The organism is Ramlibacter sp. (assembly GCF_035554825.1).
Taxonomy (GTDB): Bacteria; Pseudomonadota; Gammaproteobacteria; order Burkholderiales; family Burkholderiaceae_C; genus Ramlibacter.
Genome location: NZ_DATMHS010000177.1, coordinates 1 through 12,943 on the forward strand (window position 1 = coordinate 1; position 12,943 = coordinate 12,943).

The following is a 12,943-nucleotide window of genomic DNA, read 5'->3' on the forward strand; positions in this document are numbered from 1 at the left end:
GCCCACCACGTCCCGCATCACCTGCGCCATGAAGCGCGCCTCGCGGGGGTGGTTCACCGTGGTGGGATAGCCCGGCTTGATGATCACTTCGGCGCTGGCGCGATGGGCCTGCGCCACGTGCCCGGCGACGCGCTCGATGCCTTCGATCAGCTGGCGCAGCGTCGCCTCGCCCAGCGTGCGGCAGGTGCCGTAGATGAAGGCTTCGTTCGGGATGATGTTCTCCACGGTCCCCGACTCGATCTTGCCGACGGTGAGCACGGCGCTGTCCAGCGGATCGACGCCGCGCGAGACCAGCGTCTGCAGCTGGCCGACGATGGCGCAGGCGACGGGGATCGGGTCGACGGTGGTGTGGGGCTGCGCGGCGTGGCCGCCCTGGCCGCGAATGCGGATTTCGAAGCGGTTGGCCGAGGCCATGATGGGACCGACCCGCACCCCCATCTGCCCGGCCGGCAGCGCCGGCCAGTTGTGCAGCGCGAACACCGCGCGCACCGGGAACCGTTCGAACAGGCCGTCTTCCATCATCCGGCGCGCGCCGGCGCCGCCTTCCTCACCCGGCTGGAAGATGAAGTGCACCGTGCCGTTGAAATCCGGCCGCTGCGCCAGCAAGGTGGCGCCGCCCAGCAGCATGGCGGTGTGGCCGTCGTGGCCACACGCGTGCATCCGGCCCGGGTAGGTGCTGGCGTGGTCGAAGGTGTTGATCTCCTGCACCGGCAGCGCGTCCATGTCGGCGCGCAGGCCCAGTGCCCGCGCCGGATCATGCGCATCCGGCCCGCTGCCGCGCAACGTCGCCACCAGGCCGGTGCCGCCCAGGCCGCGGTGCACCGGCAGCCCCAGTGCCTGCAGCCAGGCGGCGATCCGGCTGGACGTGCGCGACTCCTCGAACTTCAGTTCGGGATGCGCGTGCAGGTCGCGGCGCAGGGAGATCAGTTTGCCGATGGAGGGTGAGAGGTCCGGGGGTGTTTGCATTCGCGCGCAGGGCGGCGCAGGAGGCGCGGCGCTGGCGCAACGATCTTAGTCGCTCGGCGCGCGCCGCGCTGTCCGCGCCGCTGAGCCGTCCCGGGCGCGTGGGGCCATTGGCGACCGCAGCTCAGGAGACGGCGGCGCCGGTGCGGCTGGGCCGCGTGCCGGCCGGTTCGCGACGCCCGACGATCTCCACCGGCGGCAGGATGACCTGCGCCGTGCTGCGCGAGAACGCCTCCGCCGCCGTCTGGACGGCTTCGTGGCTGGCATCCCGGGCGGCCATCCAGGACAGTCCCAGGACGGCTGCCGCGGCGATGGCGGCGGCCAGCCGAAACGGGGCAGACAGCAGGGGTTGCGGGGCGGTGGTCATGGTGTTCATCGTGTCCTCCAGGAGCCGGCTGGCTCGATGAAGCGAACTTTAGGTCGGGGCTGCGCGCAGTTCGAGCGGCTTGCGACGAACTGCCGGGGCACGCGACGAACTGCTGAGGCAGGCGACGAACCCGCCGGACCGGGACGCTGCGCGCCGCCGAGCCGGCTGTCTTCCCTTACCCTTGCCGCATGGACAAGTTCGCAGCACCCGGCGAGGTCGTGCGCTTCTGGCGACGTGCCGGCCCCGGCCGCTGGTTCCGGCGCGACGATGATTTCGATGCCCGCTTTCGCGGCTGTTGCCTCGCGGCCCATGAGGCGGCCGCCGCCGGCCGGCTGGGCGACTGGGGGGAAACGGCGGAAGGCGCGCTGGCCCTCGTGCTGCTGCTGGACCAGTTCCCGCGCAACGCCTTTCGCGGCACCGCACGCGTGTACGCCACGGATGCCCTGGCGCGGGCGGCGGCCGATGCGGCCATCGGCCGCGGCTTCGACCGCGCCGTCGCGGCGCAACTGCGGCAGTTCTTCTACCTGCCGTTCATGCACTCCGAGCTGCTGGCCGACCTGGAGCGCTGCGTGGCCCTCAACGAGGCCCTGGGCGGCGAGTCCCTGCGCTGGGCCCGGCATCACCGCGATGTCGTCGCGCGCTTCGGCCGCTTTCCGCACCGCAACCAGGCGCTGGGCCGTCCGAGCACGCCCGAGGAGGAGCGCTTCCTCGCGGCGGGCGGCTTCTCCGGCGGGCAGCTGGCGTCGCCGGCGGGCGCCGGTCAGCGCCGGCGCAGTTCCTCGCCTCCGACGTAGATGTTGTGGCCGAGCAGGGATGCTCCTCCGGGGCCGTCGGGGTCGGGTTCAGGCCGCCTCGATGGCCTGCTTGAGATCGGCGCGCAGGTCGTCGATGTGCTCGATGCCGATCGAGAGGCGGACCGTCTGCTCCGATACCCCGGCCCGCGCCAGTTCTGCCGGCGAAAGCTGGCGGTGCGTCGTCGACGCCGGATGGGTGGCCAGCGATCGCACGTCGCCGATGTTGACCAGCCGCGTGAACAGCTTCAGCGCGTCGAGGAAGCGCGCCCCGGCCTCGCGGCCGCCGGCCAGGCCGAAGGTCAGGATGCCCGAGGCCCGGCCGCCCAGGTACTTCTGGGCCAGGGCATGCTGCGGGTGCTGCGGCAGCCCGGCATAGCTGACCCACTCCACCTTCTCCTGCTGCTGGAGAAACTCCGCGATCGCCTGGGCGTTGTCGCAGATGCGGTCCATCCGCAGCGCCAGCGTCTCGATCCCCTGCAGCACCAGCCATGAATTGAAGGGCGAGATCGCCGCCCCCATGTTGCGCAGCGGCACCACCCGGGCCCGGCCGATGTACGCCGCCGGCCCGAGCGCTTGCGTGTACACGACGCCGTGGTAGCTGACGTCGGGCTCGTTGAGGCGGCGAAAGCGCGCCTGGTGCCGGGCCCAGGGGAACTTGCCGCTGTCGACGATCGCCCCGCCGATGCTGTTGCCGTGGCCGTTGAGGTACTTGGTGAGCGCGTGCACCACGATGTCGGCGCCGTGTTCGATCGGGCGCAGCAGGTAGGGACTGGGCACGGTGTTGTCGACGATCAGGGGGACGCCGTGGTCGTGCGCGACCTTGGCCAGGGCGGCGATGTCGGTGACGTTGCCCAGCGGGTTGCCGATGGACTCGCAGAAGATCGCCTTGGTCCGCTCGTCGATCAGCCGGCCGAAGCTGTCCGGCAGCGCCGGATCGGCGAAGCGCACCTCGATGCCCTGCTGCGGGAACGTGTGCGCGAACAGGTTGTAGGTGCCGCCGTAGAGCGTGCTGGCCGAGACGATGTTGTCCCCGGCCTCGGCGATGGTCTGGATCGCTGCGGTGATCGCGGCCATGCCCGAGGCCAGCGCGAGCGCGGCCACCCCGCCCTCCAGCGCCGCGACGCGCTGTTCCAGCACGCTTTGCGTGGGGTTCATGATCCGTGTGTAGATGTTGCCCTCGACCTTCAGGTCGAACAGGTCGGCACCGTGCTGCGCCGAGTCGAACGCATACGCCACGGTCTGGTAGATCGGCGGCACCACGGCGCGCGTGGTGGGGTCCGGCGAATAGCCGGCGTGGACGGAGAGGGTCTCGAATTTCCAGCCTTGGGTCATGGTATGGCTTCCTGGTTGTCGCCGGCGGACAGACGCCGGTCGCGCGCAAAAGCGCCAAGGGTACGCGCAAGCGGCGCCCGGTCCAAAGACAAACTGGTCAGTTGCTTATGCGAAGGTCGGGCCCGCGGCGACGGCGCCGCGCCGGTCACGTGCCAGGGGCGGCGCCGGCTGCGGGGACCCCGCCGCTTGATCTGGCGCAACACCCGCCGCCGCGGCGCCTGGCGGCCGGCCGCGGCTGATTCGGATCAATACGGGCGCGCACGCGCCGGCCAGACTCGGGCTTTCATCGCGCGGGCCGTTGTCATGTTCTACCTTGTTCTTCTCGTCGCCGTCATCACGTTCCTCAGCGTCGTCGCCTGGTTCGATCCGTCGCAGCGGCGCAAGCTGTCCGTCGCCGGCGCGGCGCAGGGCGACCATCGGGGCGCGCTGGCCGAGAGCATTGCCGCCGTCGCGGCCGCCACGCTCAGCCGGTTCGGCGCGCACGGATCGCTGCTGCGCGTGCCGGCCACGGCGCTGCGTGGCGAGCGCAAGGAAGACCGGCCCTGCCTGACGCCGATCGACTGCGTGATGGACAAGCGGTGCGCCGGCCACTGCGGCTGCCACTGACCGTTGCCACGCCGGCGTCAGCGTGACGCCGCACGCGCCTCGTCATCGACGGCCTGCTGCACGGCGCGATAGAAGGCGTCGCGCGCCTGGCTGGCGGTGCGGTCCCGCGCGCCGCCGGCCCAGTTGGCGTTGGAGGCGATGACGATCCTGCGCCTGGGGTCGATGAAGATGCCCTGGCCGAAGATGCCGATCGCGGCGTAGCTGCCGTCGGCATAGGTCCACCACTGGTAGCCGTAGCCGCGGCCCGGCTGGCCGATGCCGGTGCGCCCGGTGGTGGCCTCGGCCAGCCAGCCCTCGGGCACGATGCTCCGGCCGCCGGCACGCGCCCCGTGCAGGATGAAGAGCCCGAAGCGGGCGAAGTCCCGCGTCGCGGCCTGCAGGCAGCAGCCGCTGATCTCCTGCCCGGTGCGGCTGAGGAGCCAGGTGGCCTGCTGCTCCATGCCGGCCGGCACCCAGACTTTCTCCGACAGGTAGGCGGCCAAGGGGCGCTTCGTCGCCTGGCTGACGAGGATGCCCACCAGGTTGGTTTCGCCGGTGCTGTAGTGCCAGCGCGTGCCGGGCGGCGCTTCGCGCGGCAGGCGCCGCAGGTAGCTCACCAGCGCATCCACCCCGTCGTCGGGCCGGTGGTTGTTGAAGCGGGCCACGTCCGAGTTCGGGTCGGCGTAGTCCTCGTTCCAGCGGACGCCCGAGGTCATGGTGAGCAGCTGGCGGATGCTCACGTCGTCGTACGCCGACCCCTTCATCTGGGGGATGTATTCGCTGACCTTGTCGTCCATGCTCCGGATGTGGCCGTCCCGGATCGCCGCGCCCACCAGGGTCGACGTGATGGACTTGGCGACCGAAAAACTGGTCCAGCGGCCGCTGCCGTCGAAACCAAGGCCGTAGCGCTCCAGGCGCAGCTGGCCGTCGTGGACGACCAGGAGGGCCGCGCTGCGCTGGCCGGCCATGTAGCTGGCGACGTCCAGCGGCAACTTGAGCGGCGGCCCCGGCGGCAGCGGCGTCGGCGTGCCACCGGCCGGAACCACGCGCCACTTCGCCAGGAAGGGCAGCCGATCGAGGGCGCGGAAGGCGGCATCGCGCTGCGGTTCGCTCCAGAACAGGAGGTCGCGGTTGGTCGGCAGCGTCGCCAGCAGCCCGCGCGTTTCCCGGTCGAGGCTGAACCAGCCGGCGCTGCCGGCGACGGCGATGGCCGCCAGCACCCCGAGGGCGATCTTCTGAAGCTTCATGCGGGACTCCGGCGCGGGACGGACCGACCGGATTGGACACGATGCAGCCTCGGTCCGCCAGCGTATGCCGCCGCGCCGATGGACGCCCGGCGGCCGGTCAGCAGCAGTCCTCGGCCGGATAGAGCAGTTCTCCGGCCACGATGCGCGCCGGCGCGGTGTAGGGATGAGCCGCGCCGGCGCCCGCCCCGAGGATGTGGATCACCTCGAATCCGACGAAGCGCAGGACGTCCGCGATCAGCGCACGGTGGCAGCGCCACCACAGCAGCTCGGAACACATCAGCGCGGTATGCCGACCGCCCGCGATGCACAGGAGCTCGTCGAGGCCGCCGGCGAATTCCTCGGTCCAGGTGTAAGCCGCATAGGCACGAAAGGAAGGATTGCGCCATCCCAGATGCTGCGGGCCGGCCCCGCCCCGGCGCCTGCCGCCGAGCTTCGAAAGCCACGCGTAGTCGATGCCGTGATCGGCCAGGGTCGCGGCCAGCGCCGGGCCGCCGAATTGCGGGTGCCGCCGCGAGCCGGGAAACCGGCGGACGTCGGCGATCGCTTCGATTCGATGCGCGACCAGCGCCGCCACGAAGTCGTCGGCGCTGCGCGTGGAGTGCCCGATGGTCCACACGGTGCCTTTCGAGCGCATGGCAGGGACCACCCGTGCCGGCAGGGCAGGGCGGGGCGCCGTCGGCCCCTGCTGCCCGGCCGCTCCCTCAGTTGCGGTCGGCGCGCGCCACCCGCATCGGCGCGCCGCCGGTCGGGGCGCCGGCGTTACCCATGCCGGTCGACGCGGCCATGCCGCCGCGCGTCGCAGGTTCGGTGGCGGTGGTGGCCGGGGCCGCAGCCGTGTTGGCGCTGGCCTGGGTCGTGCACGCGGTGGACGAAGCGCTGCCCCCCAGATTGCCGCCGCGCATGGCGTTGGCCGTCGCCGTGCAGCCGGCGCCCGGGGTCGAACTCGGGGCATTGGACGTCGACTGCGCGAGCGCCACGCCGCCGGCGGCAAGGGCGGCGGCGGCGATCAGGCTGGCAAAGGTCGTGTTCTTCTTCATGGCAGATGCTCCTGGATTGATGATGGAATGCGTGGCAGCGTGCGCCACGCGTCGAACCTACGCTCGCACGGCCGAGCCAGTTGTGAGGAAGCTTGCAGCACGCGCTGTCAGCGGCGGCGCCGGCAAGCGCAGGCGCTTGTCCTACCCGCCGGGGAAGGGGCCGGGCCGCACGTACACTCGGCGCCAGTCCCCTCCGATGCCGGGCGCGCCGACGCCATCGGCGAAGCGGCATCGCAACCGCGCAGGAGGGGCCGGACGGAACGCGATGAACGCCACCTTCGACAGTTGCATGCTCGGGTCCGCCGAAGCGGAGCAGGAGTGGATCGCCCAACGCATCGCTGCCGGGATCGGGCGGCCGGAGCTGGCCTGGATCGAGTACGCGGCGCCCGCGATCATCTACGGACGCAGCACCCGTCCCGCCGCCGACGCGGTGCAGCGGGCGCGGGACCGGGGCGCGACCGTCGTGCAGCGACGCAGCGGCGGCGGCGCCGTGCTGGCGGGGCCGTGGATGGTGGGCGCGGCGCTGCTGCTGCCGCCGCAGTCCGCGGTCGGCCAGGCCGGCATCGTGGGTGCGTTCCGCCGGTTCGGCCAGGCATGGGCCGGCGCGCTGGGCGCCCTGGGCGTCCCGTGCCAGGAGGCCACGCCCGAGGCGATGGCGCGGCACAAGGACCTGGCGGCGCGGGCCGGCATCACCTGGGTCTGTTTTTCCGGACTGTCGCACGGCGAACTCACCGATGCGGCCGGCTGCAAGCTGCTGGGGCTGGCGCAGTCGCGCGGCAAGTGGGGCACGCTGCTGAGCGCCGGCTTGCTGCTGGGCCCGGTGCCGTGGGAGCTGCTCGGCTGGGCCCACCTCGGGACCCCGGACTGGGCGCTGGGGGCGCCCAGTTCCAGCGGGGCCGCCGTCAGCCCGCCCGCGCTTCGCCGCGAACTCCTGCAGGCGCTCGGCAGCTCGCCCGAATGGAGCCGCTGAGCGCGGCAGGCCGCCCCTGAGCGGCGGCGCCGCGCGTGGCCGCGCCCTACCGCAGTACGGCACTCGGAGATTTCGGCGCGCCATTGCGATTTGGTCAAAAAGGGAGGCCAATAGAGGCGTATACAGGTGGCTGGGAGAACTGACATGCTCAGACCATTCGACCCGCACAACCCGGAATTCATGAAACTCGACCGGATCGTCGGAGACTCCGCGACCGGCATTCTCTGGCTCGTCACCCTGGCCGTGGTGTGCGCCGTGTTCCTGGCGGTGCAGGCCGCCACCGCCGTGCCGAGATTCTTCATCCGCACCACCGCCGATGTCGTGCAGGGCTTCCGGCACTCGGTGTGACCGGCGTGGCGGGGGGCCGCGGGCGCTGGGCGCAGGCGCGCGGGCGCGGCTCAGCCGTTGCGCGGGCTAGAGCCGGGCGAGCAGGGCGCCCATGCCCGGGTAGTCATCGCGACGGATGGCGGTCTTGCGGGCCGCCGCGGTCCACGGCGTGCCGGCGGCCAGTGCCGCGCGAAAGCCGCCGGGATCGGTGATCCAGGTGCCGCCGACCAGCGTCACGCCGCGGGCGAACAGCGGGTCCGGCAGGCAGCCGGCGCCGGGGCCGATCAGCGCGAAGCTGCGCGCGCCGGAGCAGGCCGCCAGCATCGCGTCCAGCGTTCCGTTCAGCAACAGCGTGCTGGTGGCGATCACCTTGCTGCAGGTCGCCAGCGCGTGGCGGTCGGTGGTGACGCGATAGCCCTCGCCCTCGCCGGCCAGTTCGCTTCTGAGCTCCACCACCGTCAGCCTGGCGCCGGCCTGCACGATCGGTCGCACCAGCGGCGGAAACAGCCCGATCATGCCGATGTGGTCGCCGGGCCGCGGCGCCAGCATGCCGATCGAGTCGCCGCTCGGGCCGGGCACGAAGCCGGCGCGGTCGAACAGGCACCGCGTCAGGGCGTTGATGGCCGCAAAGCCGAGCGCGCGGCGCGCGCCCGGTTGCTCGCCGAACCAGCGCGCCACCGCCAGCGCGTCGGCGCCGGCCAGGCCCAGGCTGGCGTCGCCGCGCTCGGCGACCAGGCGCCGAGTCGATTCGTCCAGCAGCACGTAACTCAGGCCCAGCGACCCGTCGTCCAGCTCGATGGCGCAGAACTCGCCGGCGATCGAACTCGGCGCCGCCGCCGGCGGCAGCAGCAACCCGCGAACACGGGGCAGGGCGGTCCGCGCCGCGACACGTTCGAGCAGGGCCAGCAGTTCGTGCGCGACGTCCATGGTGGCGGTGCTCCTCGTTGGTTGTGGGGCCGGGGCGCCGGCGAGCGCAGCGGCCGTGCGGCGGGCTGGGCAGATCATAGCCGCCGGTCCGGGCGGCCGCGGCGCCATCGGAAGGACCCGCGCCGCGGAGCCGGCCGCGGCGGCGCGCCGGACGGCACCGTCGCGCTTGCGGCGGACACTGTCGCAAACCGACACGCGCCCAGCGGTGCATCGGCCGGCGCCAGGCCGTACACTCTGCGCCCTTGTCACTGTTGAACAGCAATGAAGAAAACCGAACTGATCGAAGCCCTGGCGCAAGCAACCGGTGAATCCCAGGCAGCCGCCGCCCGCGCACTCGATGCACTGACCCAGATCATTTCGCGCGAGATCGCATCGGGCGAGGAAGTCGCGATCACCGGCTTTGGCAGCTTCAAGGCCAGCGACCGCGCCGAGCGCAGCGGCCGCAATCCGCAGACCGGCCAGCCGATCACCATCGCCGCCTCGCGCTCGGTCCGGTTCGTTCCCGGCACCGCCCTCAAGGCCTCGCTGAACAAACCCGCCTGAGGAGCGCGTGCTCGCGGGCCGGCGTATTTGCGTCGGAGTGTGAGTTGTGTCAGCAGGCGGACGCCCGCGCGCCACAATGCAGGAGCTCGCATCTGTTGCGGCCAAGGAGTTCCAGCCATGCCCACCAAGGTGTTCACCAGCGGCCGCATCCGCAAGGCGGTGTACGACCCTGACGCCCGGAAGCTCGATCTGCATTGGGAGAACCAGACCGTCCTGGCCTACAAGCACGTGCCGCAGGAGGTGTACCGGCGGCTGTGCAGCGCGCCCAACCCGGCGACCTACTGGGAAGACCGGATCGCCGAGGAATATCCCAAGGGAACGCCGGCGAAGTCGGGCGCCGAGCCGGGCGGCGGCAAGACCTTGCGCGACCTGTTCGGCGACGACGACTGAGTCCGGTCAGCCGCCCTCGAATTCGCAGAGGGCGAAGACCTTCTGGCCGCAGGCGGTCAAGCGCCGGCGGCCGCCGAGCTCCGGCAGATCGATCACGAAGCAGCACTCGACGATCCTGCCGCCCATCGACTCGATCAGCTTGACGGCGGCTTCGGCCGTCCCGCCCGTGGCGATCAGGTCGTCGACCAGCAGCACGCGGTCGCCCTTGTCGATGGCGTCGACATGGATCTCGATGCGGTCCGTGCCGTATTCGAGCTCGTAGTCGTGCCCGACGGTCGGCGCCGGCAGCTTGCCCTTCTTGCGCACCGGGACGAAGCCGACGCCCAGCTGGTAGGCGAGGGCCGAGCCGATGATGAAGCCGCGCGACTCGATGGCCGCGATCTTGTCGACCTTCGCCGCGGCATAGCGGTTGACGAACTCGTTGATGGTGACCCGGAATCCCACCGGGTCCTTCAGCAAGGTGGTGATGTCGCGGAACATCACCCCCTGCTTGGGGTAGTGCGGTACGGTGCGAATGCGCGATTTGATTGTCATGGGAGATGGCTCCGACCGGTGTCAGGGCGAACGGTGCAGCCGCGGGGCGGAAAGCGCCTGCAGGCTTTCGGTGATCGCGGTATCGACGTTGGCCCACTTGCCCGACAGCTGGGCGGCGGCCAGCGCCTTTTCCAGCGCCCGCAGCTCACGGACGCCCGGCGCCACCTTGATCTGGGCGATGGCGGCCGCGGGGTTGCCGGTGCGCAGCAGCGCGATGACCTTGTCGGGCCAGGGGGAGGGACGTGCCAAGACGGTCTTCCGTGGAGGTGGTGAAAGACGCATTGTCCACCGCCGGCCGGGGCCTCGGCCGGCCCGGGCCGGCGCCGTCCAGAAGGTGTACATCGAATGAACATTTGACGCAGATCAAGAAATCGGGGAGCGCCTCTGGGGCAATATACGTATTCCGGTACCGAAATGCGTCTATTGACCGCCACGACAGGAGACGAGCATGGAGACAGAAGGACCAGGCAGCGACGCCGAGCTGGACGAGATCCTCGAGTACTGCAACAGCCTCAGGCAGTCGCCCGTGCCCGGTGACGACGCGCTGCCTGACGGCTTCAGCGGCACGCTGGGGCACTTTCCGGTCTACTTCCCCGAGGAAATCGCGCATGCGGCGGGCCTGCTGCCGGTGGGCGTCCTGGGCGGCGGCAACAAGCTCGAGCTCAAGCACGCGGACGCCCACATGGGCTCGTTCATCTGCTCGATCTGCCGCTCGACCTCCGAGCTGGGGCTCAACGGCTCGCTCCGGCCGCTCAAGGGCTTCATCACCCATCCGATCTGCGACGCGGCCAAGCACCTGGCCGGGATCTGGGCCCGCAACTTTCCCGAGCAGCTGGCCCAGATCCTGTACCTGCCGCAGAACCCGAACACGCCCGGTGCCATGCGCTACGTGGCGGCCGAGTACCAGCGGCTGCGCGGCGAGCTGGAGCGCAAGTCGGGCCAGGAAGCCAGCGACGAGAAGCTGCGCGCCAGCATCCGGGCCTACAACCGCAACCGCGCGCTGCTGCGCGAGCTGTACGCCATCCGGCGCGACGAGCCGTGGAAGGTGAGCTGCACCGAGTCCTACCTGCTGGTGCGCGCCCGCACCCGCATTCCCTGCGAGGCGCACAACGAGCTGCTGGAACGCGCGATCGCCGGCATCCGCGCGCGCAACCGGCAGGCCCAGGACAAGCCGCGGGTGGTGTTCGTGGGCGGGTTCTGCGAGCAGCCGCCGCTGGAGATGCTGGAGGCCATTGACGACAACTGCTACGTGGTCGACGACGACCTGCTGATCGGCCTGCGCTGGATCACCGGCGACGTGCCGGGCAACGGCGACCCGATCTGGGCCCTGGCCGAGAGCTTCATCCAGCGCTCGGCCGCCAGTCCGGTGCAGCACGACGAGCGCAAGACCAAGGAGGGCTACCTGATGGACATGATCGCCGCCAGCCGCGCCGAGGCGGCGATCGTGACGGCGGCCAAGTTCTGCGAGCCCGGGCTGGACGAGCAGGTCGCCTGGTCCAAGCACCTGGACGAAGTCGGCGTGCAGTACCTGGTCCTCGAGTTCGAGGAAAAGATGACCTCGTTCGAGCAGATGGCGATGCAGCTCGAGACCTTCGCCGAATCCCTGCTCTTCGCCACCGCCTGAGAGGAGCCAGCCCATGACCATCGCCACACTCGAACGGCCCGCCGCGCCAGCGCCGGCGGGCGAATTCAACCCGATCGCCGAGGGCCAGCGCCTGATGAAGGCCTGGTATGCCAACCTGGAGCAGGCCAGGGCCCGCGGCCAGAAGGTCGCCAACGTCTTCGTGATGGGCAACGCGATCGAGATCCTGCGCACCTTCGACTTCCAGCTGGTCTTCCCGGAGATCAACTCGCTGCAGACCGGCGTCAAGAAGGTCTCCGAAGAGTACCTGCGCGAGTCCGAGGACTACGGCTATTCGCCCGACGTCTGCTCCTACGTCAAGGCCGACGTCGGCCTGATCCTGCGCCAGCAGAAGCACCCGGCGGGAACGATCCCGCACGCCGACATCGCCATCACCTCGAACATGTGCAGCACGTTCATCAAGTGGGGCGAGATCTGGGAACGCATGCTCAAGACGCCCACCTTCACGCTCGACCTGCCGGGCCAGCGCGGCTCGAACTGGCAGGTGCGCCGCGGCGACGCCCAGCACATGGCCGACGCCCAGTGGGTGGAGGCGCAGTTCCGCCACCTGATCGCCCGCTGCGAGGACATCACGGGCCAGCGCTTCAGCTTCGACCGACTGGCCGAGGTCCAGGACCGCGTCAACCGGATGGTCCATCACTGGAACAACGTGATGGCCCTGAACCGCATGTGCCCGGCGCCGTACAACGCGATGCTCGACGGCCTCACCTACATCGGGATCATGAACGTGTACCGCGGCACCGAGGAAGGCGTCGAGTACATGCGCCGGCTGGAGGAGCAGCTGCGCGCCAAGGTGGCGCGCGGCGAAGGGCGGGTCGCGCAGGAGCGCTTCCGGCTGCTGTTTTCGGGCACGCCGTGCTACGTCTCGATGCGCCGGCTGGTCGAGCTGTTCGAGTCCTGGGGCGGCGTGTTCGCGTATTCCGACTACCTCACGTTCGCCGCCGGCGGCATGGACGCGGGCGAGATGGTCTACGACACCTCGCGCCCGCTGGAGAGCCTGGCCGAGATCTCGGCGCTGGCGGCGCAGCGGGGCCTGTCCAACCAGTTCTTCGCCCACGAGCGGCTGGCGCAGCAGATCAAGGACTACGACGTCGACGGCGTGGTGTTCCACGGCATCAAGAGCTGCCGCTTCGTCTCCTCGGGCATGGCCGACACGCGCAACTACCTGAACCAGCGCTTCAACATCCCCAGCCTCTATGTCGAGTCGGACCTGATCGATCCGCGCTACTGGTCCGACGCGCAGATCAAGAACCGGGTCGACGCGTTCTTCGAATCGCTGCAGCAG

Annotated in this window: 17 protein-coding genes; 8 read left to right on the top strand and 9 right to left on the bottom strand. The window is 70.7% G+C overall.

Annotated elements, in window-relative coordinates:
* Both VNT59_RS21775 and VNT59_RS21780 read right to left on the bottom strand, forming a co-directional pair.
* The coding region (locus VNT59_RS21775; RefSeq protein ID WP_325502085.1) for an amidohydrolase at positions 1 to 966 on the bottom strand (966 nt) is incomplete at its 3' end.
* 121 nt (positions 967 to 1,087) lie between these two features.
* Positions 1,088 to 1,339, bottom strand: coding sequence for a hypothetical protein (locus VNT59_RS21780; protein WP_325502087.1), 252 nt, complete (start codon positions 1,337 to 1,339; stop codon positions 1,088 to 1,090).
* A 179-nt stretch (positions 1,340 to 1,518) separates the two neighbouring features.
* Here VNT59_RS21780 and VNT59_RS21785 point away from each other — a divergent pair, with 179 nt between their 5' ends.
* On the top strand, positions 1,519 to 2,124 hold the full coding sequence (locus VNT59_RS21785; protein ID WP_325502089.1) for a DUF924 family protein: 606 nt from the start codon (positions 1,519 to 1,521) through the stop codon (positions 2,122 to 2,124).
* 48 nt (positions 2,125 to 2,172) lie between these two features.
* Here the strand turns inward: VNT59_RS21785 and VNT59_RS21790 are convergent, their stop codons facing one another.
* The gene (locus tag VNT59_RS21790; protein WP_325502091.1) at positions 2,173 to 3,456 is read right to left on the bottom strand and encodes an O-acetylhomoserine aminocarboxypropyltransferase/cysteine synthase family protein; all 1,284 of its coding nucleotides are present in this window, start codon (positions 3,454 to 3,456) and stop codon (positions 2,173 to 2,175) included.
* 303 nt (positions 3,457 to 3,759) lie between these two features.
* Between VNT59_RS21790 and VNT59_RS21795 the strand changes: the two genes are divergently transcribed.
* Positions 3,760 to 4,062, top strand: a complete 303-nt coding sequence (locus VNT59_RS21795; RefSeq protein ID WP_325502093.1) for a hypothetical protein — start codon at positions 3,760 to 3,762, stop codon at positions 4,060 to 4,062.
* Between the two features lie 17 nt (positions 4,063 to 4,079).
* On the opposite strand, the gene VNT59_RS21800 is transcribed toward VNT59_RS21795, so the two are convergent.
* The 3 genes from VNT59_RS21800 to VNT59_RS21810 form a co-directional block, all read right to left on the bottom strand.
* The gene (locus VNT59_RS21800) at positions 4,080 to 5,288 is read right to left on the bottom strand and encodes a serine hydrolase (protein WP_325502095.1); all 1,209 of its coding nucleotides are present in this window, start codon (positions 5,286 to 5,288) and stop codon (positions 4,080 to 4,082) included.
* A gap of 97 nt (positions 5,289 to 5,385) precedes the next feature.
* The gene (locus VNT59_RS21805) at positions 5,386 to 5,922 is read right to left on the bottom strand and encodes a DUF488 domain-containing protein (protein ID WP_325502097.1); all 537 of its coding nucleotides are present in this window, start codon (positions 5,920 to 5,922) and stop codon (positions 5,386 to 5,388) included.
* A 67-nt stretch (positions 5,923 to 5,989) separates the two neighbouring features.
* Positions 5,990 to 6,325, bottom strand: a complete 336-nt coding sequence (locus VNT59_RS21810; RefSeq protein ID WP_325502099.1) for a hypothetical protein — start codon at positions 6,323 to 6,325, stop codon at positions 5,990 to 5,992.
* Between the two features lie 265 nt (positions 6,326 to 6,590).
* Between VNT59_RS21810 and VNT59_RS21815 the strand changes: the two genes are divergently transcribed.
* Entirely contained in the window at positions 6,591 to 7,295 is a 705-nt protein-coding gene (locus tag VNT59_RS21815; RefSeq protein ID WP_325502101.1) for a lipoyl protein ligase domain-containing protein, read from the top strand.
* A gap of 144 nt (positions 7,296 to 7,439) precedes the next feature.
* Positions 7,440 to 7,643: a hypothetical protein gene (locus tag VNT59_RS21820; RefSeq protein ID WP_325502103.1), complete on the top strand. Its 204-nt coding sequence runs from the start codon at positions 7,440 to 7,442 to the stop codon at positions 7,641 to 7,643.
* 66 nt (positions 7,644 to 7,709) lie between these two features.
* On the opposite strand, the gene VNT59_RS21825 is transcribed toward VNT59_RS21820, so the two are convergent.
* The gene (locus tag VNT59_RS21825; RefSeq protein ID WP_325502105.1) at positions 7,710 to 8,549 is read right to left on the bottom strand and encodes a Rossmann-like domain-containing protein; all 840 of its coding nucleotides are present in this window, start codon (positions 8,547 to 8,549) and stop codon (positions 7,710 to 7,712) included.
* 261 nt (positions 8,550 to 8,810) lie between these two features.
* Between VNT59_RS21825 and VNT59_RS21830 the strand changes: the two genes are divergently transcribed.
* Entirely contained in the window at positions 8,811 to 9,092 is a 282-nt protein-coding gene (locus VNT59_RS21830; RefSeq protein WP_325502106.1) for an HU family DNA-binding protein, read from the top strand.
* Between the two features lie 117 nt (positions 9,093 to 9,209).
* Complete coding sequence (locus VNT59_RS21835) at positions 9,210 to 9,482, top strand: KTSC domain-containing protein (protein ID WP_325502108.1); 273 nt, start codon at positions 9,210 to 9,212, stop codon at positions 9,480 to 9,482.
* Positions 9,483 to 9,488: 6 nt separating this feature from the next.
* Here the strand turns inward: VNT59_RS21835 and VNT59_RS21840 are convergent, their stop codons facing one another.
* Complete coding sequence (locus VNT59_RS21840) at positions 9,489 to 10,016, bottom strand: adenine phosphoribosyltransferase (RefSeq protein ID WP_325502110.1); 528 nt, start codon at positions 10,014 to 10,016, stop codon at positions 9,489 to 9,491.
* Positions 10,017 to 10,037: 21 nt separating this feature from the next.
* Positions 10,038 to 10,265: a hypothetical protein gene (locus tag VNT59_RS21845; RefSeq protein ID WP_325502112.1), complete on the bottom strand. Its 228-nt coding sequence runs from the start codon at positions 10,263 to 10,265 to the stop codon at positions 10,038 to 10,040.
* 199 nt (positions 10,266 to 10,464) lie between these two features.
* On the opposite strand from VNT59_RS21845, the gene VNT59_RS21850 reads away from it, so the two are divergent.
* Entirely contained in the window at positions 10,465 to 11,640 is a 1,176-nt protein-coding gene (locus VNT59_RS21850; protein ID WP_325502114.1) for a 2-hydroxyacyl-CoA dehydratase, read from the top strand.
* A gap of 13 nt (positions 11,641 to 11,653) precedes the next feature.
* The coding region (locus VNT59_RS21855) for a 2-hydroxyacyl-CoA dehydratase family protein (protein WP_325502116.1) at positions 11,654 to 12,943 on the top strand (1,290 nt) is incomplete at its 3' end.

Bases quoted from the DNA above. Each gene is read 5' to 3' on its own strand.
- VNT59_RS21780 (WP_325502087.1), bottom strand. From the start codon at position 1,339: ATGAACACCATGACCACCGCCCCGCAACCCCTGCTGTCTGCCCCGTTT.
- VNT59_RS21785 (WP_325502089.1), top strand. From the start codon at position 1,519: ATGGACAAGTTCGCAGCACCCGGCGAGGTCGTGCGCTTCTGGCGACGT.
- VNT59_RS21790 (WP_325502091.1), bottom strand. From the start codon at position 3,456: ATGACCCAAGGCTGGAAATTCGAGACCCTCTCCGTCCACGCCGGCTAT.
- VNT59_RS21795 (WP_325502093.1), top strand. From the start codon at position 3,760: ATGTTCTACCTTGTTCTTCTCGTCGCCGTCATCACGTTCCTCAGCGTC.
- VNT59_RS21800 (WP_325502095.1), bottom strand. From the start codon at position 5,288: ATGAAGCTTCAGAAGATCGCCCTCGGGGTGCTGGCGGCCATCGCCGTC.
- VNT59_RS21805 (WP_325502097.1), bottom strand. From the start codon at position 5,922: ATGCGCTCGAAAGGCACCGTGTGGACCATCGGGCACTCCACGCGCAGC.
- VNT59_RS21810 (WP_325502099.1), bottom strand. From the start codon at position 6,325: ATGAAGAAGAACACGACCTTTGCCAGCCTGATCGCCGCCGCCGCCCTT.
- VNT59_RS21815 (WP_325502101.1), top strand. From the start codon at position 6,591: ATGAACGCCACCTTCGACAGTTGCATGCTCGGGTCCGCCGAAGCGGAG.
- VNT59_RS21820 (WP_325502103.1), top strand. From the start codon at position 7,440: ATGCTCAGACCATTCGACCCGCACAACCCGGAATTCATGAAACTCGAC.
- VNT59_RS21825 (WP_325502105.1), bottom strand. From the start codon at position 8,549: ATGGACGTCGCGCACGAACTGCTGGCCCTGCTCGAACGTGTCGCGGCG.
- VNT59_RS21830 (WP_325502106.1), top strand. From the start codon at position 8,811: ATGAAGAAAACCGAACTGATCGAAGCCCTGGCGCAAGCAACCGGTGAA.
- VNT59_RS21835 (WP_325502108.1), top strand. From the start codon at position 9,210: ATGCCCACCAAGGTGTTCACCAGCGGCCGCATCCGCAAGGCGGTGTAC.
- VNT59_RS21840 (WP_325502110.1), bottom strand. From the start codon at position 10,016: ATGACAATCAAATCGCGCATTCGCACCGTACCGCACTACCCCAAGCAG.
- VNT59_RS21850 (WP_325502114.1), top strand. From the start codon at position 10,465: ATGGAGACAGAAGGACCAGGCAGCGACGCCGAGCTGGACGAGATCCTC.